The 24,610-nt window shown below is 68.9% G+C and carries 22 protein-coding genes; 9 read left to right on the forward strand and 13 right to left on the reverse strand.

Annotated features, from left to right (window positions below; translation table 11 throughout):
* Positions 1-112 precede the first annotated feature (112 nt).
* Both AC0KXF_RS00565 and AC0KXF_RS00570 read right to left on the reverse strand, forming a co-directional pair.
* Positions 113-1,705 (reverse strand): hypothetical protein, encoded by a 1,593-nt coding sequence (locus AC0KXF_RS00565; protein ID WP_473107362.1) that lies wholly within the window; start codon positions 1,703-1,705, stop codon positions 113-115.
* Positions 1,687-2,463 (reverse strand): ABC transporter ATP-binding protein, encoded by a 777-nt coding sequence (locus AC0KXF_RS00570; protein WP_473107363.1) that lies wholly within the window; start codon positions 2,461-2,463, stop codon positions 1,687-1,689. Before AC0KXF_RS00570 ends, AC0KXF_RS00565 begins: the two co-directional genes overlap by 19 nt.
* Positions 2,464-2,588: 125 nt before the next feature.
* Here AC0KXF_RS00570 and AC0KXF_RS00575 point away from each other — a divergent pair, with 125 nt between their 5' ends.
* Both AC0KXF_RS00575 and AC0KXF_RS00580 read left to right on the forward strand, forming a co-directional pair.
* The gene (locus AC0KXF_RS00575) at positions 2,589-3,068 is read left to right on the forward strand and encodes a MarR family winged helix-turn-helix transcriptional regulator (protein WP_473107364.1); all 480 of its coding nucleotides are present in this window, start codon (positions 2,589-2,591) and stop codon (positions 3,066-3,068) included.
* Positions 3,065-3,850, forward strand: coding sequence for a hypothetical protein (locus tag AC0KXF_RS00580; RefSeq protein WP_473107365.1), 786 nt, complete (start codon positions 3,065-3,067; stop codon positions 3,848-3,850). The genes AC0KXF_RS00575 and AC0KXF_RS00580 overlap by 4 nt, the downstream gene beginning before the upstream one ends.
* Before the next feature lie 76 nt (positions 3,851-3,926).
* On the opposite strand, the gene AC0KXF_RS00585 is transcribed toward AC0KXF_RS00580, so the two are convergent.
* The 5 genes from AC0KXF_RS00585 to ileS form a co-directional block, all read right to left on the reverse strand.
* Entirely contained in the window at positions 3,927-5,141 is a 1,215-nt protein-coding gene (locus AC0KXF_RS00585) for a winged helix-turn-helix domain-containing protein (protein WP_473107366.1), read from the reverse strand.
* A gap of 10 nt (positions 5,142-5,151) precedes the next feature.
* On the reverse strand, positions 5,152-5,568 hold the full coding sequence (gene ndk / locus AC0KXF_RS00590; protein ID WP_223043887.1) for a nucleoside-diphosphate kinase: 417 nt from the start codon (positions 5,566-5,568) through the stop codon (positions 5,152-5,154).
* Between the two features lie 105 nt (positions 5,569-5,673).
* Entirely contained in the window at positions 5,674-6,132 is a 459-nt protein-coding gene (locus tag AC0KXF_RS00595) for a DUF4233 domain-containing protein (protein WP_473107367.1), read from the reverse strand.
* Entirely contained in the window at positions 6,129-7,484 is a 1,356-nt protein-coding gene (locus tag AC0KXF_RS00600; protein WP_473107368.1) for a bifunctional folylpolyglutamate synthase/dihydrofolate synthase, read from the reverse strand. Before AC0KXF_RS00600 ends, AC0KXF_RS00595 begins: the two co-directional genes overlap by 4 nt.
* The gene (gene ileS / locus AC0KXF_RS00605) at positions 7,481-10,885 is read right to left on the reverse strand and encodes an isoleucine--tRNA ligase (RefSeq protein WP_473107369.1); all 3,405 of its coding nucleotides are present in this window, start codon (positions 10,883-10,885) and stop codon (positions 7,481-7,483) included. Before ileS ends, AC0KXF_RS00600 begins: the two co-directional genes overlap by 4 nt.
* 686 nt (positions 10,886-11,571) lie before the next feature.
* On the opposite strand from ileS, the gene AC0KXF_RS00610 reads away from it, so the two are divergent.
* From AC0KXF_RS00610 to AC0KXF_RS00620, 3 genes are all read left to right on the forward strand, one after another.
* Positions 11,572-12,924 (forward strand): quaternary amine ABC transporter ATP-binding protein, encoded by a 1,353-nt coding sequence (locus AC0KXF_RS00610; protein ID WP_473107370.1) that lies wholly within the window; start codon positions 11,572-11,574, stop codon positions 12,922-12,924.
* On the forward strand, positions 12,924-13,895 hold the full coding sequence (locus AC0KXF_RS00615) for an ABC transporter permease (protein WP_473107371.1): 972 nt from the start codon (positions 12,924-12,926) through the stop codon (positions 13,893-13,895). Before AC0KXF_RS00610 ends, AC0KXF_RS00615 begins: the two co-directional genes overlap by 1 nt.
* Before the next feature lie 87 nt (positions 13,896-13,982).
* Complete coding sequence (locus AC0KXF_RS00620) at positions 13,983-14,903, forward strand: glycine betaine ABC transporter substrate-binding protein (RefSeq protein ID WP_473107372.1); 921 nt, start codon at positions 13,983-13,985, stop codon at positions 14,901-14,903.
* A gap of 120 nt (positions 14,904-15,023) precedes the next feature.
* Here AC0KXF_RS00620 and AC0KXF_RS00625 read toward each other — a convergent pair whose 3' ends face one another.
* Both AC0KXF_RS00625 and AC0KXF_RS00630 read right to left on the reverse strand, forming a co-directional pair.
* On the reverse strand, positions 15,024-15,236 hold the full coding sequence (locus AC0KXF_RS00625; RefSeq protein WP_473107373.1) for a helix-turn-helix domain-containing protein: 213 nt from the start codon (positions 15,234-15,236) through the stop codon (positions 15,024-15,026).
* Positions 15,236-15,721 carry a DUF2975 domain-containing protein gene (locus tag AC0KXF_RS00630; protein ID WP_473107374.1) on the reverse strand — a complete coding sequence of 162 codons (486 nt, stop codon included), beginning with the start codon at positions 15,719-15,721 and terminating at the stop codon, positions 15,236-15,238. Before AC0KXF_RS00630 ends, AC0KXF_RS00625 begins: the two co-directional genes overlap by 1 nt.
* A gap of 208 nt (positions 15,722-15,929) precedes the next feature.
* Here AC0KXF_RS00630 and AC0KXF_RS00635 point away from each other — a divergent pair, with 208 nt between their 5' ends.
* Positions 15,930-16,403, forward strand: a complete 474-nt coding sequence (locus AC0KXF_RS00635; protein ID WP_473107375.1) for a GyrI-like domain-containing protein — start codon at positions 15,930-15,932, stop codon at positions 16,401-16,403.
* Positions 16,404-16,535: 132 nt separating this feature from the next.
* On the opposite strand, the gene AC0KXF_RS00640 is transcribed toward AC0KXF_RS00635, so the two are convergent.
* Complete coding sequence (locus tag AC0KXF_RS00640) at positions 16,536-18,041, reverse strand: APC family permease (protein WP_473107376.1); 1,506 nt, start codon at positions 18,039-18,041, stop codon at positions 16,536-16,538.
* A gap of 208 nt (positions 18,042-18,249) precedes the next feature.
* On the opposite strand from AC0KXF_RS00640, the gene valS reads away from it, so the two are divergent.
* The 3 genes from valS (at position 18,250) to AC0KXF_RS00655 (ending at position 21,764) form a co-directional block, all read left to right on the forward strand.
* Positions 18,250-20,853 carry a valine--tRNA ligase gene (gene valS / locus AC0KXF_RS00645; RefSeq protein ID WP_473107377.1) on the forward strand — a complete coding sequence of 868 codons (2,604 nt, stop codon included), beginning with the start codon at positions 18,250-18,252 and terminating at the stop codon, positions 20,851-20,853.
* Positions 20,854-20,855: 2 nt separating this feature from the next.
* The gene (locus AC0KXF_RS00650) at positions 20,856-21,140 is read left to right on the forward strand and encodes a Fe-S oxidoreductase (RefSeq protein ID WP_473107378.1); all 285 of its coding nucleotides are present in this window, start codon (positions 20,856-20,858) and stop codon (positions 21,138-21,140) included.
* A gap of 90 nt (positions 21,141-21,230) precedes the next feature.
* The gene (locus AC0KXF_RS00655) at positions 21,231-21,764 is read left to right on the forward strand and encodes a hypothetical protein (RefSeq protein ID WP_473107379.1); all 534 of its coding nucleotides are present in this window, start codon (positions 21,231-21,233) and stop codon (positions 21,762-21,764) included.
* 69 nt (positions 21,765-21,833) lie between these two features.
* Here the strand turns inward: AC0KXF_RS00655 and clpX are convergent, their stop codons facing one another.
* The 3 genes from clpX to AC0KXF_RS00670 all read right to left on the reverse strand — a co-directional run bounded on the left by clpX (position 21,834) and on the right by AC0KXF_RS00670 (position 24,523).
* The gene (clpX, locus tag AC0KXF_RS00660) at positions 21,834-23,105 is read right to left on the reverse strand and encodes an ATP-dependent Clp protease ATP-binding subunit ClpX (protein WP_223043900.1); all 1,272 of its coding nucleotides are present in this window, start codon (positions 23,103-23,105) and stop codon (positions 21,834-21,836) included.
* A 152-nt stretch (positions 23,106-23,257) separates the two neighbouring features.
* A complete protein-coding gene (locus AC0KXF_RS00665; RefSeq protein WP_223043901.1) occupies positions 23,258-23,896 on the reverse strand; it encodes an ATP-dependent Clp protease proteolytic subunit in 639 nt (212 codons plus the stop codon).
* A gap of 27 nt (positions 23,897-23,923) precedes the next feature.
* Positions 23,924-24,523 (reverse strand): ATP-dependent Clp protease proteolytic subunit, encoded by a 600-nt coding sequence (locus AC0KXF_RS00670; RefSeq protein ID WP_223043902.1) that lies wholly within the window; start codon positions 24,521-24,523, stop codon positions 23,924-23,926.
* Positions 24,524-24,610: the final 87 nt, after the last annotated feature.

A 24,610-nucleotide genomic window follows, 5' to 3' on the forward strand; every position in this document is an offset into this window, starting at 1 on the left:
TCGAGCGTACTCCGCACCTCCGACAAATGGGTCGGAGCGGATCGCGTCGCCGGGCTCCCCCCGGCTCCCCGGCTCCAGGCGACCCTCTACGATCCCTCGGCTACCGCCGCCCTCAGCTCTCGCTCGTCACCTCGGCCAGCACCCGTGGCCAGCGCCGATCCAGCGCACGTCCTCCGAGAACCGTGCCGCCCCACACGGCCGCGCAGCCGAGCCCGAGCCCGGCCGCCAGGCTGATCCATCCGAGCGCAGGGTTCCAGAGCGCCGCGATCGCGAAGCCCAGGGCCGGCGCACCCACCAGGAGGGTGATCGGCGCGATGAGGATCATGGCGAGGAGCGTCTGCACCCCACCCGACGAGCCCCGCCCGAAGGGATTCGTCCCGGGTGCGGGGGCGCGTCCGGGAAGGTACACCCCGATCAGCGTCCCTGCTCCCGCAGCGGCGAGCGACAGTCCGAACGCCGCCCCGAGACTCGCCGGTAGCAGTTCCAACGATCCGGCCACCAGACAGGCGAGCACGCAGAGCAGAGCGGTGACGGGAACCGCGATGATCCCGATCCCGAGCAGCCTGCCGGCGCGGTCGGCGATCCCGCTCACTCCGGAGATGATGTGCAGCGCGAGGGCGTCGTGATCGTATGCGAGATCCATCTGCACGATGGTCGACACCATGAGCGCATTGATCGCGGGGAGCAGGATCACCGCGCGCCCGATCGCACCGCTCTCGCCTTGGATGCCGTTCATCGCGAACGCACCGAACATGATGGCCGGGAACGCGATCAGCATGATCGTGTTCACGAGGTGCCTGGGGTCCCTGCGGCGGTAGCGGAGGGAGCGCGCGGCGACGGCGCCGATCGGCGATGCCGGGAGCAGGCGGTCGAGGAGACCGCCCGAGCGCACCCTGCCGCCTCCGCTCTCCGCGATCGGAGCGACCAGACGCGTCTGCAGCAGGCGTTCGGCGGCGAGCCAGAGCGCCGCGATCGTGGCGAGCACGATCAGGAGCCGGAGTGCTGCGGCGGCCCATCGCCCCTCGGCCAGCGCCGCGGGAACCCCGAACGCGGCGCCGATCGGGGTCCAGCCCAGCGCGTCGCCGACGGCGCTGAAACCTGCCCCGGGGTCGGACATGCCCATGATCGCCGAGGTCAGAAGGTTGAGGAGCACGCCCGAGCAGGCGACCAGGAGGACACCGAGGGTGACGACCAGATCGCGGGTACCGCGGCGAGCGAGCCACTTCCCGAGCACTCCGCTCACCACCCGCGCCCCCAGCACGCAGATGATCAGCGCTGCGGGAACGAGCACGATCGCCGCCACGGTCGCCGCAACGCTGACCGACCATCCGACGAGCATCAGCAGCAGGGCGAGCGTCGTCCCGATGCCGCCGATGGTCGTCGCGCTCGCCGCAACGAGACCGGGCAGCAGTTTGCGGGCGGGCACGGGGAGCAGGGCGAAGCGTTCAGGGGCGAGCGAGTCGTCGGCGCTGACGATCACCGCCCCCGCCCACCACCCCGCGGTGATGATCGATCCCGCTATCACCAGCGAGACCACCGCGGCGTCGGGAGCGGCGACCCGCACGCCCACGAGCAGGAGGGTGAGCGTGCCGAGCAGTCCGAGCGCCGTCAGGGTGCTCACCACCAGCGCGACGATGTACCACGGGTTCCTGCCCAGCTGGTGGGCGAGCTGGCGCCAGCGCAGGCCTATGAGGAGCGCAACCATGCCAGCGTCTCCTCTCCGAGATCATGCGCGCCGACGAGCCCGAGGAACCGCTGCTGCAGACTCTCCCCGCCGCGTACCTCGTCGAGCGAACCGTGAGCGAGCAGCCGTCCCTCGGCGAGAATCGCGACACGGTCGCAGAGCGACTCCACGAGCTCCATCACGTGACTCGAGAGCACCACCGTGCCGCCGCCCGCCACGAACGCGCGCAGGATCTGCCTGATGGTCTCGCCCGACACCGGGTCGACCGCCTCGAGGGGCTCGTCGAGGATCAGCAGCCGAGGAGCGTGGATGAGCGCGCAGGCCAGGCCGATCTTCTTCTTCATGCCCGCGGAATAGTCGACCACGAGCGTGCCGCCGGCCTCGGCGAGGCCGAGCGCATCGAGGAGCTCGGCGGTGCGGCTCGCCACCTCCGCCTCGCCCATGCCGCGCAGCAGTCCGTTGTAGCGCAGCAGTTCAGCCCCCGTCAGCCGGTCGAACATGCGCACGCCGTCGGGCAGCACGCCCATCTTGGCCTTGGCCGCGGGCGGATCCTGCCACACGTCCGTGCCGAGCACCCGGGCCGTGCCCGCATCGGGCTGCAGCAGACCGGTGGTCATCGCCAGCGCCGTGGTCTTGCCCGCACCGTTGGGCCCGAGCAGGCCGAGCATCGATCCGGCGGGCACATCGAGTGACAGATCGTCGACGGCGATCTTCTGACCGAATCTCTTGTGCAGATTGCGGATCGCGAGAACGGGCGGCGGAGCTTCGGAATTCGGCATGACTCCATCTCATCATCGTCTGTCGTATGCCGCGTTCTCCTCCTGCGGAGTTTCGGCGAGTGCGCGGCAAATCGCGGGCCGCGACCATATGGTTACATCATGTAAATAAGTGGTATTGTAACGATATGCAGCCCACGATCCTCGACCGCCTGTTAGCTATCAGTTCTCTGTTCCAGCGAGACATGCATCGTGCCTTCTCGGGCACTTCCCTCACCGAGTCTCGCGTGCACGCCCTCTGGGTGCTGCACCACGTGGGCGCTTCGACCCAGCAGACGCTCGCGCAGGCACTGGGCACGACGCCGCGCAGCGTTTCGGCACTGGTCGACGGTCTGCAGACGGCGGGTTACGTCGAACGCAGGCCCCACCCGGACGATCGCCGCGCCGTGCTGGTCACGCTGACGCCGTCGGCGGAGCAGATGATGGCTCGAATGCAGGAGGACCACCGGAGGCTGGCGGAAGAGCTGCTCGCTGCGGTGGAGGAGGTCGATCGCGCGGCCTTCGCGCGAGGCGTGGATGCGGTGTTCTGGCGGTTGAGCGAGCTGGTGCGCGACGAATCAGTGCACTACGCCGGCGTCGAAGGGGAAGCCCGGGAGGGGCGGTCGTGAGCCCTTCGGAGGGCGCGTCAGGTGTCTCGGGCGCTTCGGGTGCTGCTCGTGCCTCGGGCGCCTCGGATGCTTCAATCGCGGGCGACTCCCCGGCCGGGGCCGCCCGGCCGCCCGGCATCATTCGCCGTCTGCTGCGTATGGAGCTGCGCATCTACGAGAGTCTGTGGCGATTCATCATCCGCCGGCCGAGCATCGCTGCCGGGGCGACCGGGTTCCGATACCACGGGCCGGTGCTCACGGTGCTCATCATCTTCATCGTGCTGTCGGCCGTGGAGATACCGATCATCGACCTGATCGTGCATCGCTGGACCCCGGTGCGGATCGCTTTTCTCGCCGTCGGGGTCTGGGGGCTGACCTGGATGCTCGGCCTGCTCTGCGCCTACCTCACGCGCCCCCATACGGTCGGCCCCGAGGGGATCCGGGTGCGCGAGGGGCTCGAACTCGATCTGCTGGTGTCCTGGGACGACTTCGCCTCGCTCCGAGAGCGGCACGTGTCCGAGCAGAGCATCGACCCGGTCGGCACCGACAAGCCCGGGCGAGTGTTCGAGCACGACGGCGAGCGGGTGTGCGCGGTCTGGGTCGGCGGCGAGACGAACCTGGAGATCGGGTTCGAACGCCCCACTCGTCTGCGCCTGCCGGGCCGTTCTCCGAAGGGAGGCGAGCACGAGGTGACGGTGCTCCGCTTCTGGGCCGATGATCCGCGGGCGGTGCTCGAGTGCGTGCAGGATCAGCTGGATGCAGGATCCCCCTCGGCGCCGAGCGGCGACCTCGGCGGGAGCTGAGAGCTGGGAACTGGGGGCTCGGAGCGGAGAGCCGAGAGCTCAGAATTTCAGCGCGCAGACTTTCGGAACACAGAGCTCAGACGCTCGGCGAAGCCTCGAAGCGCTCGGGCAGGGGGAGGTTGCCGACCCCGCTCACGCGCACCTCGTCGAGCCCCTGCCAGGCTGCCGCGCGCGCGAGCAGCTCGATCGCGGCCTCGGGGGTCCGGGTTGGCGCCCGGTCCTCCCGCCAGGCGGCCTGGACCAGCAGCGCTCCCCCGTCTCCCGGACGCTTCGAGCGGTCGGCCTTGAGGTCGATCCGCCCCGCGAGCCGGCCGCCGACCATGAGCGGCAGGCAGTAGTAGCCGAATCGGCGCTGCTCCTTCGGGGTGTAGATTTCGATGCGGTAGTGGAAATCGAACATCCGCTCCGCTCGCGGGCGGAACCAGACCACCGGGTCGAACGGTGTGAGCAGCGCGTCGGGGGCGAGCCGTGCGGGCAGGCGCGCGTCTCGGTGCATCCAAGCTGCCTCGGGTCTGCCCGATGAGGAGCTCCACCCCGCGACGCGGGTGGGGAGCAGGATCCCCTCGTCCTCCAAGGCGCGGACCGCGACACGGGCGTCTGCCGCCTTCAACCGGTGGTAGTCGGCGATGTCTGCGAGTGTCGCGATGCCGAGCGAGCGGGCCGCGCGCTCGACGAGGGTGCGCTGCGCCTCGGAGCGGGCGACCGGCACGAGAGCCTCGGCAGGCAGCACCTGCTCGGCGAGCGCGTAGCGGCGCTGAAAGCCCTCGCGGCCCGCGGTCGCGACCTCGCCCCAGGCGAAGAGCAGCTCGACGGCGCGCTTCGTGTCGCTCCAGTCCCACCACGGGCCGCGACCGCCCCGGGGCTCCTCCTCGAGCTCGCGCACGAACTGCGGGCCGCTCGAGGCCAGCCGGGCACGGACCCGCTCGATGGTCGCGGCGAGGGCCTCGGCCCGGCCATCCCGCCTGTGGCGTTCCCGATAATCATCCATGCGCCATCCGAACAGCGCGCGATCGCGCACCGGGATGAACGCCGCCTCATGGGCCCAGTACTCGGTGAACTCGCCGCTGCGCCACAGGTGACGATCGAGCGCCGCGAGATCGTAGCCGCCGTGGCGGGAGAACACGGGCAGGTAGTGGCTGCGCGCGAAGACGTTGACGGAATCGATCTGCAGGACGTGCAGCGCCTCGAGCGCCGGATCGAACGGACGGCGTTTGCGCAGCCTCGCGCTGCCCGAGAAGCCCTGAGCCGCCAGGGCGACGCGACGCGCCTCAGCGGCGCTCAGGGACTCCACGACGGCCCGGTCAGGCGAACCAGAGGCCGAGCTCGCGCTCCGCGGACAGCGTGGAGTCGCTGCCGTGCACCAGGTTCTGCTGCACGTTGAGCCCCCAGTCGCGACCGAGATCGCCCCGGATCGTGCCGGGGGCGGCGGCGGTGGGGTCGGTCGCGCCGGCCAGGGAGCGGAAACCCTCGATCACGCGCTCGCCCTGGGCGCGAACGGCGACGACGGGCCCGGAGCTCATGAACTCGATGAGCGGCTCGTAGAAGGGCTTGCCCTCGTGCTCGGCGTAGTGGGCGGCGAGCAGCTCGCGATCCGCACGCACCATGCGCAGGTCGGCGATGGTGTACCCCTTCGCCTCGATGCGGCGCAGGATCTCGCCGGTGAGGCCGCGGGCCACGCCGTCGGGCTTCACCAGGATGAGGGTCTCTTCAGCGGACATGCACGCTCCTTCGGTAGCGGGTCGTCGAGGGGGCGTATCTCGCCCCCTGAAAAGTCTAGTGCTGCGCCGCGAGCCGGGCGGCGCGGCGCGGTGGCGCCGCCCGTATCACGCGGAATCGCTGCGCGATTCCGACCAGGCGAGCCGTGCGCGGTCGATCCCGGCGCCCTTCACCATGCAGTAGACCCAGAGCCCGGAGAAGAGCAGGCCGACGATGAGCGCCATGGGCAGCAGGATCGCCGTGGCGAGCATGAGTCCGTGCACCACCCACCCGAGGATGATGCCGGTGCGACCCACGCGCATCACGCCCAGAGCGACGATGATCAGCAGGCCGAGTCCGCCGCCGATGTAGAGGCCGAGTTCGCGGGGCTCGAGCACGCTGAGGCCGAACAGCGAGAGCCCGATGAGCACCACGATGATGAGCTCGAATCCGAGCACGATCGAGGCGAGGGTCTTCTGCGTGGACTGCGCACCCCGGCGCGCTCCCGAGATGCGCATCGCCGAGTTGTGGGCCATGGTCTCGGACGGCGAGAGCTTGAGCTCGTCGTCGGTGTTCTCGTGGCTCACGCGATCCCCCATTCTTCGGCGCGGGCGTGCGCGATGGCTTCGCCCGCGAGCAGTACGGATCCGACCACGAGCACCGCCCGGCCCTCGGCTCGCACGGCCCACGCACGGGCCTCGTCCAGCGCCTCGGGCAGCGATTCGGCGACCTCCACGGGGGTGTCCGGGATCGCGTCCTCCGCGATCCCGCGGAGTTCTGCGATATCGGTGGAGCGCGGCGAGTCGACTCTGGTGATGGTGACGCGGTGGGCGATGGGGGCGAGAGCCCGCAGCAGGCCGTGCGCGTCCTTCTCCTCGAGCACGCCGACGACGAGCCCCAGCTCCTCGAAGCCGAACGATTCGGTGACGGCTCTGACGAGGGCCTCCGCCCCGTGCGGGTTGTGGGCCGCATCGACGTAGATGACGGGATCGGCGCCGATGAGCTGCAGCCTGCCCGGCGAGGTGAGCTGGCCGAAGCCCTCGTCGAGCACCTCCTCGGGGAGCGGGCGCTCGGCGCCGAAGAACGCCTCGACCGCCGCGACGGCGAGCGTCACGTTCTCTGCCTGATGACGTCCGAAGAGCGGCACGAAGGCGGGGTCGTAGGGTCGTCCGGTGAGCCCGACGACCTCGACCTGGCGCCCGCCGACCGCCACCCGATCCTCCGTGAGGTGGAAATCGCGACCCTGCACCGCGAGCGGCGAACCCGCGCGCTCGGCCGCGGCCTCGAGCTCGGCGAGGGCGGCCGGATCCTGTTCGGCTGAGACGACCGTGCTGCCGCGCTTCACGATGCCGGCCTTCGTTCGGGCGATGGTCTCGATATCGGGTCCGAGGATCGCCGTGTGGTCGAGGTCGATGGGCGTGAAGACTGCGACGCGGGCATCCGCGATGTTCGTCGCGTCCCACTCGCCGCCCATGCCGACCTCGATGACCGCGACCTCGACCGGCGCGTCGGCGAACGCCGCATAGGCGAGAACGGCGAGCGCCTCGAAGAACGTGATCGGGCCGTGCCCGGCCGCCTCGAGCTCGGCGTCGACCACCTCGAGGGGCAGCCTCAGCTCCTCCCAGGCCGACGCGAGCGCCTCGCCGTCGATCGGCGCGCCGTCGACCTGGAACCGCTCCGTGAAGTCGACGAGATGCGGGCTCGTGAAGAGGCCCGTGCGCAGCCCGTGAGCGCGCAGCAGCGATTCGATGGCGCGGCTCGTGGAGGTCTTGCCGTTCGTGCCCGCGATCTGGATCACCGGGTACGACAGCTGCGGAGACCCTGCGAGCTCGGCGAGCCGACGCACCGGTTCGATGCGCGGTCGCGGATTCGCCTCGCCGACGCGGGCGAGCAGCTGCTCGTAGACGCGCGCTGCGGCGCCGGAGTTCGCCGGATTCACTCTGAGGCCTGCTTCCCGTGCTGGGTGGCGTCGATCGTGATGACGAGCGGATCCTTGCCTGTGCCGAGAGCATCTGCACGAGACATGAAGACGCCGGGGCCCGTTGCGGGAAGCGCGGCGAACTCGTCGTCAGGCAGTGCCGCGGCGGCGAAGCCCTCAGCCAGGGTCTCCCCCGCGATCAGCTCGGCGTGCGCCTCCAGCGACGCCGCGTGCTCGGGCGAGGCGTTCAGCGCGAGCACGATGCGGTCGCTCACCTCGAGGCCCGCGTTCTTGCGCGCCTCCTGCACGGCGCGGATCGCGTCGCGCGCCACGCCCTCCGCCTCGAGCTCGGGCGTCGTCTCGGTGGAGAGCAGCACGAAGCCGCCGCCGGGGATCAGCGCGAGCGCCGGGCCGTCGGCACCGCTCGCGCCGCCGTCTCCCGCGCTGAGGGTCAACTCGTACTCGTGCGGCTCGAGCGCGATCCCGCCGGCGAAGATCACACCGTCCTGCTCCGACCAGTCGCCCGACTTCGCGGCCTTGATCGCCTGCTGCACCTGCTTGCCGAGGCGGGGGCCTGCGGCGCGCGCGTTCACCGCGAGGGTCTGCACGATGCCGTGCTCCTCGGCGCTCGTCTCGGTCTGCTGCACGAGCCGCACGGCCTTGACGTTGAGTTCCTCGCGCAGGATGTCGGCGAACGGCCGCAGCGCCTCCGGCCTCGCGGTGACGACCGTGAGCTCGGCGAGCGGCAGGCGCACCCGCAGACGGCGCGCCTTGCGCAGCGCGAGGGCCTGCGAGGTGATCTGGCGCACCTCGTCCATCGCGGCGACGAGCTCGTCGACGGCCGGGTCCGAGGGGTCGGGGAACGCGTCGGCAGAGGGCCAGTCCTCGAGATGCACGGAGCGGCCCCCGGTGAGGCCGCGCCACAGCTCCTCGGTCACGAGCGGCGCCATCGGCGCGGCGACGCGCGCGACGGTCTCGAGCACGGTGTAGAGCGTGTCGAAGGCCTGTCGGTTGCCCGGCTTGCCGTTCTCCCCGGTCGTGCCCTCCCAGAAGCGGTCGCGCGAGCGCCGCACGTACCAGTTGGTGAGCACCTCCGCGTACGAGCGCAGGGTCTCAGCGGCCGAGGTCGTGTCGAGAGCGTCGAGATGCGCTTCGACGTCGCGCACGAGCCGGCCGGTCTTGGCGAGGATGTAACGGTCGAGCGGATCCGTCGAGTCGGTGCGCCACTCCCCCATCACGCCGTCGGCGTTGGCGTAGAGGCTGAAGAAGTACCAGGTGCTCCACAGCGGCAGGATGAACTGGCGCACGCCCTCGCGAATGCCCTCTTCGGTGACGACGAGGTTGCCGCCCCGCACGACCGGCGAGGCCATGAGGAACCAGCGCATCGCGTCCGATCCGTCGCGGTCGAACACCTCGTTCACGTCGGGGTAGTTGCGCAGGCTCTTCGACATCTTGTTGCCGTCGCTGCCGAGCACGATGCCGTGGCTCACCACGTTCTTGAACGCCGGTCGGTCGAAGAGCGCGGTGGCGAGCACGTGCTGCACGTAGAACCAGCCGCGCGTCTGCCCGATGTACTCGACGATGAAGTCGGCCGGCTGGTGCGTGTCGAACCACTCCTGGTTCTCGAACGGATAGTGCACCTGCGCGAACGGCATCGAGGCGGAGTCGAACCACACGTCGAGCACGTCCTCGATGCGGCGCATCGTCGACTTGCCCGTGGGATCGTCGGGGTTGGGCCTGGTCAGCGAATCGATGTACGGACGGTGGAGGTCGACCTCGCCCGCCGCGTTCCTCGGCAGCTCGCCGAAATCGCGCTCGAGCTCCGCGACCGACCCGTAGACGTCGACGCGGGGGTGCTCGGGATCGTCGCTCTTCCACACGGGAATGGGGCTGCCCCAGAAGCGGTTGCGGCTGATCGACCAGTCGCGAGCCCCCTCGAGCCACTTGCCGAACTGCCCGTGCTTGACGTTCTCGGGTACCCAGGTGATCTGCTCGTTGGTCTCGAGCATGCGCTGCTTGAGCTCGGTGACCCGCACGAACCAGCTCGAGACGGCCTTGTAGATGAGCGGATTGCGGCAGCGCCAGCAGTGCGGGTACGAGTGCTCGTAGCTGGCCTCGCGCAGCAGCCGGCCGCGCTCGCGCATGAGACGGATCAGCGGACGGTTCGCGTCCATCCAGAGCTCCCCCGCGACGTCGGTGACGGCGTTCAGGAAGCGGCCCCCGTCATCCACGCTCACGATGACGGGGATGCCGGCGGCGCCGGTGATCCGCATGTCGTCCTCGCCGTACGCGGATGCCTGGTGCACGATGCCGGTGCCGTCGGCGGTCGAGACGTAGTCGTCGACCAGGATCTGCCAGGCGTTCTCGGTGCCCCAGACCTCGACGTCGGCGTAGTAGTCGAACACGCGCTCGTACCGCACCCCGGAGAGTTCGCCGCCGGTGATCGTGCGGGTCGCGGCCACTCGGGCGGCATCGGCCGATTCATAACCGAGATCCTTGGCGTAGCCGCCGAGGAGGTCGGCGGCGAGCAGGTACGCCGCAGCGCCGGGCTCCGCGCCGTCGGCCGCGCCGAGCGGACCGGCCGGCACCACCGCGTACTCGATATCCGGGCCGACCGCGAGCGCGAGGTTGGTGGGAAGGGTCCAGGGGGTCGTGGTCCAGGCGAGGGCGCGCACGCCCTCGAGACCGAGCTCGGCCGCCCGGTCACCGCTCAGCGGGAACGTGACGGTGACGGAGGGATCCTGGCGCATCTGGTAGACGTCGTCGTCCATGCGCAGCTCGTGGTTCGACAGGGGCGTCTCGTCGCGCCAGCAATAGGGCAGGATGCGCGAGCCCTCGTACGCGAGGCCCCGGTCGTAGAGCTGCTTGAACGCCCAGATTACGCTCTCCATGTAGCTGAGATTGAGCGTCTTGTAGTCGTTCTCGAAGTCGACCCAGCGCGCCTGGCGGGTGACGTACTCCTCCCACTCCCGGGTGTACTGCAGCACCGACTCGCGCGCCTTCTCATTGAACGCGGCGACGCCCATCTCCTCGATCTGCGCCTTCTCGGTGATGCCGAGCTGCTTCATCGCCTCGAGCTCGGCGGGCAGGCCGTGGGTATCCCAGCCGAAGCGACGCTCGACCTTCTTGCCCCGCATCGTCTGGAACCTCGGGAAGACGTCCTTCGCATAGCCCGTGAGCAGGTGACCGTAGTGCGGCAGGCCGTTCGCGAACGGGGGGCCGTCATTGAACACCCACTCCTCTTGACCGTCCCGGCGGCGGATCGACTCCCGGAAGGTGTCGTCGTCCTTCCAGAATGCGAGCACCTGACGCTCGATCTCGGGGAACCGGGGCGAAGGGCTCACTCCGAAGGCGCTGGTCTGCTCGCCCGAGGGTGACGAGGGCCCCTGGGGCGTTCCGGTCGACTGCTGGGGGTAGGGCATTGCTCGCTCCTGGCTTCTCGGTCTGTCTGCCGCCAGTCTGATCGGAACCACGGACATTCGTGGTCATGGGATCGGAAGGGCGGTGTGTCAGTGCCGGGACGAGCCTCGGAATGCTGGATCCCGGAACCCGCGGTACCACCCCGCTTGCCGTGTGCGCACCCTCGACGGGCGAGCGCAGGCCTCTTCTTTCGGCTGTGACGGGCCGTACCCGTTCGGTTCTAATGAGCGCGAACCCGGGGGTACGCGCCGTTCTTCCGAAGACTCACCGGTGATGGCCGGATCGCAGTCGATGCAGAGAAGTCTACCGCACGCTCCGCCGCCGAGCTTCCTATGTAACGTCCATATAACGATGCAGATGGGCTAAAACCCCTGGTCGGGTCGAAGTAAGGCGGCATTCGGATCGGTCGGGGCCCGTCGCTCGCCTTGCAACTTGCGCTGCGACGTTGTTAGCGTCGGATCAGCGTTGAGTGCTCATCAGATGCCGCTCATCGCATCCCCCGGACCGAAATTCCGCCGAGCTACGGCGGACCGGGGTGGATGCGGTGGCAGGTGGCCGATCCGCATTTCCGCAATACGATAACCGGCCTGTCGGGAGGCCCGGATTCAGTGCTGCCGCAACCGCGGGGCCGGACCGGGCGGTTTCGGAGTACCAGCCGAACGCCTCCGCGACTCGAGGAGTTGAACAAGTGAACCCCACAATCGAACAATCCCCCTCACCGAACGGCGAGGCGGGATACGCCATCGAGGTGAAGCACGCTTACAAGGTCTTCGGACGTAAGGAGAAGGAAGCGGTGCGGCGCCTCAAGGAGGGAGCGGCTCGTGACGAGCTTCGCACCCTCGGCACGGCCGCCGTGATCGACGCCGACTTCGCGGTGCGCCCAGGCGAGATCTTCGTCGTCATGGGTCTCTCCGGTTCGGGTAAGTCGACGCTCATCCGCATGCTCAACGGCTTGAACCCGACCTCCGACGGCTCGATCACCGTCTTCGGCAGCGAGGTCGTCGGTCGCAGCGCGGCCGAGCTGCGAGAGCTGCGCCGCGATCGCATGTCGATGGTCTTCCAGCACTTCGCGCTGCTCCCCCACCGCACCGTGCTCGACAACGTCGCGTACGGACTCGAATTGCAGGGCGTCGCACCGGCCGAGCGTCGCGAACGAGCCAAGTCGTGGCTCGACCGCGTCGGTCTCTCCGGCTGGGAGGACCACTTCCCCGGCGAGCTCTCGGGAGGCATGCAGCAGCGCGTGGGAATCGCCCGCGCGTTCGCGGCCGACACCGACGTGCTGCTCATGGACGAGGCCTTCTCGGCGCTCGATCCGCTCATCCGCCGTGAGATGCAGGAGCAGCTCATCGAACTGCAGCAGGAGCTCAACAAGACGATCGTGTTCATCACGCACGACCTCAACGAGGCGATGTTCCTGGGCGATCGCATCGCCGTCATGCGCGACGGACGGATCGTGCAGGTCGGCACGCCGAACGACATCCTCACGGATCCGGCGAACGACTACGTGGCGCAGTTCGTGCAGGACGTGGATCGCGCTCGTGTGCTCACGGCCGGCGACGTCATGGAGCCGCCGCACGCCGTGGTCTTCGCCTCGGCGGGGCCGCGCACGGCGCTCCGCACCATGCGTGATCTCCAGACCTCGGCCTGCTTCGTGACGACCGCCGGGCGCAAGCTCCTGGGCGTCGTGCGCGACAAGGACGTGCTCCGGCAGGTGCGCGAGGGAGGCACCGACCTCACCGAGCGCCTGCGGCCCACGCCGTCCATCGTGAAGAAGGACCAGCTCATCGCCGATCTCTTCGAGCTCGCGGTCGAGAGTCCGCTCCCCGTGGCCGTGACGGACGACGAGGATCGCCTCATCGGTGTCGTGCCCCGCGTGACCCTGCTGGCGGCACTCGCGGATATCCCGGCCACCACCACGGAGATCCCCGTCATCGAACCGACGCCGGATGTTCCCGCCGCGATGATCACCGCGACGCTCGCGAAGGGGCCCGAGGGTGATGCCGTCGGAACCGAGGCCGTCGAGAACGAGGAGGTGCGCTGATGGAGGGCTTCCACTTCCCGATCGGTCGCTGGGCCGCCGACGCCCTCGACTGGTTCAAGGCGAGCTTCGACTGGCTGCTCGACATCGTGACGATCGTTGTGAAATGGCTGGTCGAGGGGCTCGGCGACGTTCTCGTGGCCGTGCCGTTCCCCGCGCTGATCCTGATCTTCGCCTTGCTCGCGTGGCTGGTGCGCTCGTGGCAGTTCGCCATCGGCACCGTCGTCACCATGCTGCTGATCGTCAGCGTGGACCAGTGGGAGAACGCGATGCTGACGCTGGCGCTCGTGCTGATCGCCGCGCTGATCGCGGTGGTGATCGCGGTGCCGCTCGGCATCCTCGCCGCACGCAACGACACCTTCAGCGCGATCCTGCGGCCCGTGCTCGACTTCATGCAGACGATGCCCGCCTTCGTCTATCTGATCCCCGCGGTGATCTTCTTCAGCGTGGGCTTCGTGCCCGGCGTCTTCGCCACCGTGCTGTTCTCGCTGCCGCCCGGGGTGCGCTTCACCGAGCTCGGGATCCGCGGAGTCGACTCCGAGACCGTCGAGGCGGGTTACGCGTTCGGCGCGACGCCCGGCAAGATCCTGCGCGGCATCCAGCTGCCTCTCGCCACACCGACCATCCTGGCGGGCATCAACCAGGTCATCATGCTCGCGCTGTCGATGGCGGTCGTGGCAGGCATGGCCGGCGCGAACGGCCTCGGCAAGGAGGTCGTCTCGGCGATCTCGACGCTGGACATCGCGCTGGGCGTCGAGGCGGGCCTCAGCGTGGTGTTCCTCGCCGTGTTCCTCGACCGGATCACCGCGGCGCTCGGCAACCCCGGCGACTTCAAGTCGTCGCTGCTGGGCGGCCTGCGCAAGCGGCGCACCCAGCGGGCGAGGGGGCAGGGAGGCTCGGGCGACCCGGCCTCGCAGGCCCGGGACGACGCGCAGAAGGCCGGAGCCGCGCTGCACCCCTCCCCGGGGATGTAGCGCCCGCTTCACGCGGCACCAGACCTGATCGAAGACCGAATCCCACCCGCCACGGCTCCGTGCGCGGGAGAGAAAGGAATGAAGAAGATGATGAAGAAGAAGCTCACCGGACTGCTCGCACTCGGAGCGGTCGCGAGCCTCGCGCTCGCCGGCTGCTCGAACGGTGGCGGCGACGCCGAGGGCACTGACGAGGGGAACGCGCCGGGTGCCTCGGGCACCATCAAGCTCGGCTTCCTCCCCAGCTGGACCGATGGTCTCAGCACCGCCTACCTGCTCGAGGACCAGCTCGGCAAGCTCGGCTACGACGTCGAGCTCGACGAGCAGACCGAGGTCAGCGTGCTCTACGCGGGTCTCGCGGGCGGCGACTTCGACATGTACCCCTCGGCCTGGTCGGAGGCCACCCACGCCGACTACATGGAGCAGTTCGGTGACAGCATCGAGGACATCGGCACCTACTACGGCGGGGCCGTGCTGACGCTCGCGGTGCCCGACTACATGGAGGACGTGAACTCGATCGAGGATCTCGTCGGACAGAGCGATCGCTTCGGCGGCCAGATCATGGGCATCGAGCCCGGCGCCGGCCTCACCAAGCAGACGCAGGAGACCGCGATGCCCGAGTACGGGCTCGACGGCGAGTACGAGCTCGTCACCTCGTCGACCGCGGCCATGCTCGCGTCGCTGCAGGAGGCCACCGCCAACGAGGAGGACATCGTCGTCACGTCGTGGCGCCCGTTCTGGGCGAACAGCGCGTTCTCGCTGAAGGATCTCGAGGATCCGAAGGGCGCGATGGGCGAGCCGGAGGGCCTGCACTTCCTCGGCAAGGACGGCTTCAAGGCCGAGTTCCCCGAGGCCGCGGAGTTCATCGCGGGCATCGAGCTGAGCGACGAGGCCTACGATTCTCTCGAGGGCCTCGTGACCGGTGACGAGTACGAGGGCGATCCCGAGGGTGCCGTCGACGCGTGGATCGCGGAGAACCCCGACGCGTTCCCCGGCCTGCTCACCGAGTAACCTCCTCGTCGAGCAATCCCGAGAATCACGCGGGCCCGGTCGCTTCGGCGGCCGGGCCCGCGTGCGTCCCATCGGCGGGGGTCTCCGAAGTGCTCCTCGGTCGTCGGTGCTCGGTCGTCGTCACTCCTCATCGGGTACCCGGCTCAGGATGTCCCCCGGCTGACAGTCGAGCACGCGGCAGATCGCGTCGAGCGTACTGAAGCGCACGGCCTTCGCCCGACCGTTCTTGAGGATGGACACGTTGGCGGGGGTGATGCCGATCGCCTCCGCGAGCTCGGCCACCCCCATCTTCTTCTTCGCGAGCTGCACATCGAGGTCGATGCGGATGGCCATCAGACCACCTCCTCGAGTTCGCGTTTCAGGCCCGTCGCCTGCTTGAGCAGCGCACGCATCACGAGCACCACGAGTGCGAGACCGCTGCCGATGAGCGCGCCGGTGACGCCGACGACGATGACCATCGCGCCGGGAGACTCGCTCTGCTGGAACAGCACGATCAGGGTTGCGATGACGTCGAGCGCGGTGGCGACCGCGATAGAGCCGAGCGCCGCATTCACCCAGCGGAACGCACGCTCGTCGAAGATGCGGTCGGCTGCCGCGAGCGAGACGAGCCGCCAGGTGCAGGCGAGCAGGAAGAGCGCGCACAGGAGGAAGCCCTCGACGCAGACCCAGAGCAGTACCTGGGAGACGACGGGCGGTTCGCCGAGCAGCCCCTCGCTCTCGAAGAACAGGCTCGGCATGAGCAGCCCGATGAAGATCAGGACGATGAGCGAGAGCAGCACGATCAGCACCTTGACGGTGGTGGTGGTGAATCGGTTCATGCGTCCAGTCTATATTGTTTATCGATATGAAAGCATCGTTAAACGATGTCGCTGTCGCTGTTTACCGCGGGACAGTTACGTGCCTTACCGCGGGACAGTTACGCGCCGTCGCCAGTATCTTTCGCTCTGCAGTGCGTAGGATCGGGCATGACGCAGTGTCGCGGCCGATGCGGGGCTGCGCGCGGAGAACCCGAGCAGAGGAGAATCCATGACCGAGCAGTTCCCGTCCCCCGAGATCGTCGACCGCCCCGAGCGGCACCTCGCGGTCGTGCGCGAGACAGTCGCATTCGATGCGATCCCGCAGCTCTACGACCGTGCCTACCCGGCGATCTTCGGGGCACTGTCGCGAGCGGGTATCGCTCCCGCTGCGGCCCCCATGGGCGTGATGCACGGTGCGCCGAGCTCCGGGCTCGACCTCTCGGTCGCCGTACCGGTCGCGCAGCCGTTCGAGCCCGACGGCGAGGTCGGGGCCGAGACCCTGCCCGCGTGTCGGGCGGCCACGCTGCTCGTCAAGGGCGACTACGCGCGGCTCTCGGCCGCTTACGAGCACCTCTTCGCCTGGATCTCCGATCAGGGCCTCGCTCCCGCCGGCATCTCGTGGGAGCAGTACCTGACGGAGCCCGAGCCCGGCGGTGACCCCGCGCTGAACGAGACGCTGATCGGCGTCGACCTGGCGGAGTGACGCGCTCGCGGCGCTGAGGGCGCCGCGAGGCGGGATCGGATCCCGAGTCGATCCGGATCAGGATCGTTCCCGGGCCGGCCAGGAACCGGATCGGTTCCCGAGTCGATCAGGATCCCGCCCCGCGCTCCCCGGCTACACCCGATGCTGCCCCGTGCGCGTGCGGATCTCCTCCGCGACCGCGACCGCGTCGCCCTGGGGCGCGGTCGACTTGCGGTCTGGGCGCGCGATGAAGAGGTAGAGCAGGCCCGTGGCGAGCACCACGACGAGCCCGATGTGCACGATGTAGTCGGACACGAACGAACCGCTGCTGCCCGGCACGGCGAGCAGCACCATCGCGAAGACCCCGTACGCGAGGGCGACGACGTTCACCACTGCTCCGACGGTACTGAGGCTGAACGGGCCGGCCGGGCGCCACCCCTTGAAGCGCTGTCGCAGCGCCGCCAGCACCACCATCTGGAACGCGAGATAGATCCCGAGGATGGCGAAGGAGGTCACGGCGACCAGGATTCCGTCGTTCAGCCAGATCAGCACGCAGATGAGGGCGGGCACCGTGCACGCGACGATGAGCGCGTTGGCCGGGACGCGACTGCCCTCCGTCACCTTCGACAGCCAGCGGTGACCAGGGATCATGCCGTCGCGCGCGAAGGAGAAGAGCAGGCGGCTCGCGGCGGCCTGCAGGCTCAGCACGCAGGAGATGAAGGCGAGCACCGCGATCACGAGGAAGATCTTGGCGCCGACGGTGCCGAGGCTGGCCTCGAGGATCGCCGGGATCGGATCGCCCTCCTCTCCCGCGACGATCGCCTCGAGGTTCGGGGCCGCCAGCACGTACCCCGCGAAGGAGAACAGAGCCGAGACCGCGCCGACCACGATGGTCATCAACATGGCGCGCGGGATCCGCCGCGCCGGATCCGAAACCTCCTCGGCGACGTCGCCGCAGGCTTCGAAGCCGTAGAAGAGGAAGAGCCCGGCGATCGCCGAGGCCAGGAAGACCGGGACGTACGAGCCCTCGCCGGCCGTGCCCATGGTGTCGAAGAAGACGCCGAAGCCGTGGTGTCGCTGGAAGATCAGCAGGTACAGGCCCACCCCGATCACGCCGATGAGCTCGGCGAACAGGCCCAGCCTGGCGATGCGCGCGAGCCACTTTGTGCCGGTGAAGTTGATGAGCAGCGCGAGCAGCAGCAGACCGAGCGAGATGACGAGCGTGGAGTTGGCGGTCAGCTCGATGCCGAAGAGGCTCGCCACGAAGCCGGCGCCGAACTCGGCGACGGAGGTGATGGTGACGATCATCGCCCAGATGTACACCCACGCCGCCATCCAGGCGTAGCGCCTGCCCCAGAGGCGTCTCGCCCACGGATAGATGCCGCCGTGGATCGGGTACTGCGAGACGACCTCGCCGAACACCAGGGAGACGAGCAACTGCCCGCAGGCGACGATCACGATCCACCAGATCGAGGGCGGTCCGCCCGTCGACAGCGCGACCGCGAAGAGCGAGTAGACGCCGACAAGCGGCGAGAGGTAGGTGAAGCCGAGGGCGAAGTTGGCCCACAGGCTCATCGAGCGATCGAACTCGCCCTCGTAGCCGAGCACGGAGAGGTGCTCATTGTCGGCGAGATGCTCCCGCGGGGTATTGGAACTCACGATGGTCTCTTCCTTCCGAATCGACGCTGATTCACGCGGCGCGGAGGCCGCTCCATGCTCAGAGTAGACCCCCTTCACGGCGGGTGTCGGTCCCGGCGCGCTCCGGCGCGTCGCGCTAGGATGGACGGGATGACCATTCAGGCACCAGGGTCGCCCGTTCGGGCGGCGCACTGACACGGTGCCGCCTATATCGAAGACGGAGCCCTGCATGAGCGCGATCCCCGACAAGCCCAAACTCGAAGGCCTCGAAGCCAAGTGGGGTCAGGTATGGGAGGAGCAGGGAACGTACCGCTTCGACCGCGAGGGTGCCGAGCGGGCCGAGGTCTACAGCATCGACACTCCCCCGCCCACCGCGTCGGGATCGCTGCACGTCGGCCACGTGTTCTCGTACACGCACACCGACGCCGTCGCCCGCTACCAGCGCATGCAGGGTAAGCGCGTCTTCTACCCGATGGGCTGGGACGACAACGGCCTGCCGACCGAGCGCCGCGTGCAGAACTACTACGGCGTGCGCTGCGATCCTTCGCTCCCCTACGTCGAGGATTTCGTGCCCCCGCACGAGGGCGGCGACGGCAAGAGCATCAAGGCGGCGGATCAGCAGCCCGTCTCGCGCCGCAACTTCATCGAGCTGTGCGAGCGGCTCACGGTCGAGGACGAGAAGCAGTTCGAGGATCTGTGGCGTACGCTCGGCCTCTCGGTCGACTGGACGCAGACCTACCGCACCATCGGGGACGAGTCGCTGCGCGCCTCGCAGCTCGCGTTCATCCGCAATGTCGAGCGCGGCGAGGCCTACCAGGCGCAGGCCCCCACGCTGTGGGACGTGACCTTCCGCACGGCGGTGGCGCAGGCCGAGCTCGAGGATCGTGAGCAGCCGAGCGCGTACCACACGCTCGCGTTCCACAAGTCCGACGGATCCGGCGACATTCTCATCGACACCACCCGCCCCGAGCTGCTGGCCGCCTGCGTCGCACTCGTGGCGCACCCCGACGACGAGCGTTATCAGCCGCTCTTCGGCACGACCGTGCGCACCCCGCTGTTCGACGTCGAGGTGCCCGTCGTGGCCCACCACCTCGCCCAGCAGGACAAGGGCACCGGCATCGCCATGATCTGCACCTTCGGCGACGTCACCGATGTCATCTGGTGGCGCGAGCTCGATCTGCCGAACCGCGCGATCCTCGGCTTCGACGGTCGTGTGATCTCCGAGGCCCCTGAAGCGATCCAGAGCGAGCGCGGTCGCGAGGCCTACGCGCAGATCGCGGGCAAGACCGTGTTCAGCGCGAAGGCCGCGGTGGTCGAGGCGCTCACGGCCTCGGGCGAGCTGGTGGGCGAGATCCGCAAGATCAGCCACCCCGTGAAGTTCTTCGAGAAGGGCGACAAGCCGCTCGAGATCGTCTCGACCCGTCAGTGGTACATCAAGAACGGCGCGCGCGACGAGGATCTGCGCGAGCGCCTGCTGGCGCACGGCCGCGAGCTCGACTGGCACCCCGACTTCATGCGGGTGCGCTACGAGAACTGGGTCGAGGGCCTGTCGGGCGACTGGTTGATCTCGCGCCAGCGCTTCTTCGGCGTGCCGATCCCCGTCTGGTATCCGCTCGACTCCGAGGGCAACCCGGTGTTCGATCAGCCGATCCTCCCGACGGAGGACCAGCTGCCCGTCGACCCCTCGAGCGATGCTCCCGCGGGGTACTCGGAGGAGCAGCGCGGCGTGCCCGGCGGCTTCCAGGGCGAGGTCGACGTGATGGACACCTGGGCGACCTCGTCGCTCACCCCGCAGCTGGCGGGCGGCTGGGAGCGGGATCCCGAGCTCTTCGACCTCGTCTACCCGTACAGTCTGCGCCCGCAGGGCCAGGACATCATCCGCACCTGGCTGTTCTCGACGCTGCTGCGCTCCGAGCTCGAGGAGGGGCGGCTGCCGTGGCAGAACGCCGGTATCTCGGGCTGGATCCTCGACCCCGACCGCAAGAAGATGTCGAAGTCGAAGGGCAACGTGGTCACCCCCGCGGGCCTGCTCGAGCAGCACGGCTCCGATGCGGTGCGGTACTGGGCCGCCTCGGCGAAGCTCGGCACGGACGCGGCGTTCGATCCGCAGAACCCCACCCAGATCAAGATCGGCCGCCGCCTCGCCATCAAGCTGCTCAACGCCGCCAAGTTCACGCTCTCGTTTGACGCGTCCGGCGCCGACTCCGCTGATGGCGGCGCCGTGACCGAGGCGATCGACCGCTCGATGCTCGCCGGACTCGCGGGGGTCATCGAGGGCGCCACCCGGGCCTTCGAGGCCTACGACCACGCACGCGCGCTCGAGCTGACCGAGTCGTTCTTCTGGACGTTCTGCGACGACTACCTCGAGCTCGTGAAGGAGCGCGCTCACAACGGCGAGGGACAGGCTCAGGCCTCGGCCGTGACCGCCCTGCGCGCCGCGCTCTCGGTGTTCGTGCGCCTGCTCGCGCCGTTCCTGCCCTACGCCGCAGAGGAGGTCTGGTCGTGGTTCGGCGAGGGCTCGGTGCACCGCGCGGCCTGGCCCATCGCGGACGAGGCCACCCTCCTCGCCGGAGATGACGCCGATGCGGGTCTGCTGAGCCTCGTGGGCGGTGCACTCGTCGGCGTGCGCGGTGCGAAGACCGCCGCCAAGGCGTCGCAGCGCACCCCGGTGACGCTCGCCGTGGTGCAGGCGCCCGCCGACGTTCGGGATCGCCTCGCCCTCGCGGCCGACGACCTGGCCGCGGTGGGACGCATCTCGGAGCTGCGGATCGAGGCCGCCGACGTCGATGCGGTGACGGTCTCCCAGATCGAACTCGAGCAGGCCGAGGCCTGATCATGCAGCTGGGGGCGCGCTGGCGGGTGGGCGATGCGCCCCACCGCGGTGTGCCCCCGCTGCTGCACCCGGTGATCGCCGAGCAGGAGGAGGCGCACCCCGACGCGGGGTCGTGGACACTGACCTGGCTCGAGGGGCGGCCGCGGTGCGCGCTTGACGACCTCGTGATCGTGACGCTCGACGCCGAGGGCGAGCCGCGGGTGCTTTCAACCTCGGGCGCGGATCACGGAACAGAAGTCCCCGGAACGCCCGACGGGATCGATGACGATGACGACTGGCTGCTCTAGAAGATCTGGAGGCCTCGAATGCGCTGGAGCCTCAGAGATGGTGAAGTCTCGGAGTGGCTGAGAGCCTCGAAACCCCTGAAAGGCGAAGACATGATCCCTCGCGAGACCCTGCGCCTCCCCCGCCCGCGCGCCATCCTGTCCGTCGCGCTCGCGGCGCTGCTGACGGTGTCGCTCGCCTCGTGCGCGCCCGAGCCCGATGAGATCGCGGGGGCGAAGACGAAGGATCAGATCGCCGAGAGCGACGGTTCCGGGGACGCCGAGGATCGGGGCGAGCGCGCCGAGATCCCGGATGACGCGATCCAGAAGCACACGGAACTGCCCGAGGGCTTCCCCTCAGAGGCCTTCCCGCTGCCGACGGGCGCCGTGATCGACGACGCCGGCGAGCGCGCGTCGGGCGAGTGGTTCGTCGTGCTGCGAGCGGAGAACGCGGAGGAGGCCGAGGCGCTGTGGAACGGGGTGATCGCCGACGGCGGCTTCGAGGTCTCCGATCAGGCGGGCGACCCGCAGCGCGACGCGTCGGCGACGCTGCGAGGGTCGGGGCTCGAGGTGTTCGCGCTGATGCTGCCGCAGGATGACGGATCGGTGCTACTCAGCTACGACCTCACGGCGCAGCCCGCGGGGTGAGTGGCGCAGCCCGAGGAGCGAGCGCCCCAGGGCGAGCGATGCGGTGGTAGCGGCCTGCGCGCGCCCTGGTTAGGCGCTTTCGCGGCCTCGGCGGGACTGCAGCACACGCGGTGCGGTCTCGCCGAGTACCGACTCGCGGGTCACGATCACCTTGGTCACGTCGCCGTCGGAGGGGACCTCGAACATCACCGGGCCGAGAATGCTCTCGAGGATCGCGCGCAGCCCGCGTGCTCCTGTCTTGCGCTCGACGGCCTGCTGGGCGATCGCCTCCAGCGCCGCGTCTTCGAACTCGAGATCGACCCCGTCGATCTCGAACATGCGCTGGTACTGCTTGACGAGCGCGTTGCGCGGTTCGACGAGGATCCGGGTGAGGGCCGAGACGTCGAGGGGGTCCACCGTCGCGACCACGGGCAGGCGGCCGATGAACTCGGGGATCAGGCCGAACTTGTGCAGATCCTCCGGCTGGACCTGCGCGAAGAGCTGATCGTCGTCTCGCTTGCTGGAGACCGGCGCGCCGAAGCCGATGCCGCCCTTGCCGAGACGCGATCCGACGATCTCCTCCAAGCCCGCGAATGCGCCCGCGACGATGAAGAGGATGTTGGTGGTGTCGAGCTGCAGGAATTCCTGGTTGGGGTGCTTGCGCCCGCCCTGGGGCGGGATCGAGGCGACCGTGCCCTCGAGGATCTTGAGCAGGGCCTGCTGCACGCCCTCGCCCGACACGTCGCGGGTGATCGACGGGTTCTCGGCCTTGCGCGAGATCTTGTCGATCTCGTCGATGTAGATGATGCCCGTCTCGGCGCGCTGCACGTCGAAGTCGGCGGCCTGCAGCAGCTTCAGCAGGATGTTCTCGACGTCTTCGCCGACGTAGCCGGCCTCGGTGAGCGCCGTCGCATCGGCGACCGCGAAGGGCACGCCCAGCTGGCGTGCGAGCGACTGCGCGAGGTAGGTCTTGCCGCAGCCGGTGGGGCCGATCAGCAGGATGTTCGACTTGGCGATCTCGACCTGCTCGGCGGCGGCGTCTGCACTCGTGAGCGTCGAGGCGGCGCGCACGCGCTTGTAGTGGTTGTACACGGCGACCGCGAGGGACTGCTTCGCCCGCTCCTGGCCGATGACGTACTGGTCGAGGAAGTCGGCGATCTCGCGAGGCTTGTGCAGCGTGAAATCTGAGGGCTCGGCACTCTGATGCTCTGCCATGCGCTCTTCGATGATCTCGTTGCAGAGGGCGACGCACTCATCGCAGATGTAGATCTGCGGCCCGGCGATGAGCTGCTGCACCTGCTTCTGCGACTTGCCGCAGAAGGAGCACTTGAGCAGCTCGCTGCTTTCGCCGATTCTCGCCATGCGGGGCTCCTTCACACTCGAACGGAAACGAGACACTCAGAGACTATCCGGGACCACTGACATTCATGGACTGGCGCGCCGTGATGGGGCCCGGGCGACGGAATCCGCCGGAGGCAGGGGCATGGGGCGCCCGCCTCCGGCGGATGTAGGGACTACTGGGAGATGACCGGCTGCGGATTCTTGCGGCTGGTCAGCACCTGGTCGACGAGGCCGTACTCGAAGGCCTCCTGCGCGCTGAGGATCTTGTCGCGATCGATGTCGCGGTTCACCTCTTCGATGCTGCGCTTCGAGTGCTTGGAGAGGGTCTCCTCGAGCCACTCGCGCATGCGCATGATCTCGCGGGCCTGGATCTCGATATCCGAGGCCTGGCCGTGACCCGCCTGGCCCGTGGACGGCTGGTGGATGAGCACGCGAGCGTTCGGCAGGGCCAGTCGCTTGCCGGGCGTACCGCCGGCGAGCAGCACGGCCGCGGCCGAGGCGGCCTGCCCGAGGCACACCGTCTGCACGTGGGGGCGGATGTACTGCATCGTGTCGTAGATGGCCGTCATCGCGGTGAAGGAACCGCCGGGCGAGTTGATGTACATGGTGATGTCGCGCTCGGGATCCTGGCTTTCGAGCACGAGCAGCTGTGCCATCACGTCGTCGGCCGACGCATCGTCGACCTGCACGCCGAGGAAGATGATGCGATCCTCGAAGAGCTTGGCGTAGGGGTCCTGGCGCTTGTAGCCGTAGGCGGTGCGCTCCTCGAAGGAGGGCAGCACGTACCGGGAGCTGGGCATGTCGATGTTCATATGCGCTTCGTTCTCTTTCTCTCGCGCCTACTTGTCCGTGCCGCCGCCGCCGACCACGTCGGAGGCCGAGTCGCGGATGTAGTCGACGAAGCCGTACTCGAGCGCCTCATCGGCGGTGAACCAGCGATCACGGTCGCCGTCCTCGTTGATCTGCTCGACGGTCTTGCCCGTCTGGGCCGCCGTGATCTCGGCGAGGCGGTTCTTCATCGAGGTGATGAGCTGGGCCTGGGTCTGGATGTCGCTGGCCGTACCGCCGAAGCCGCCGTGGGGCTGGTGCAGCAGTACGCGCGCGTTGGGCGTGATGTAGCGCTTGCCCTTGGTGCCGGCGGTCAGCAGGAACTGGCCCATCGAGGCGGCCATGCCGATGCCGACGGTGACGATGTCGTTGGGCACGAAGGACATGGTGTCGTAGATCGCCATGCCCGCTGTGATCGAGCCGCCCGGCGAGTTGATGTAGAGGTAGATGTCGGCCTTCGGATCCTCCGCTGCGAGCAGCAGGATCTTCGCACAGATCTCGTTCGCGTTCTCGTCGCGAACCTCGGACCCGAGCCAGATGATGCGATCCTTCAGCAGGCGGTCGAACACCTGGTTCGGCGGTGGCGTCTGTTCTGCCATGCGGCGCTCCATTCGTTGTTGCTTGATTCGAGCGTATCGACTCGGTGGGCGCTGCGCCGCCGTGTTCGCCCACGGCGTGGCCCGCGGCCCGCGGCGCGC

Source organism: Leucobacter holotrichiae, from assembly GCF_055791005.1.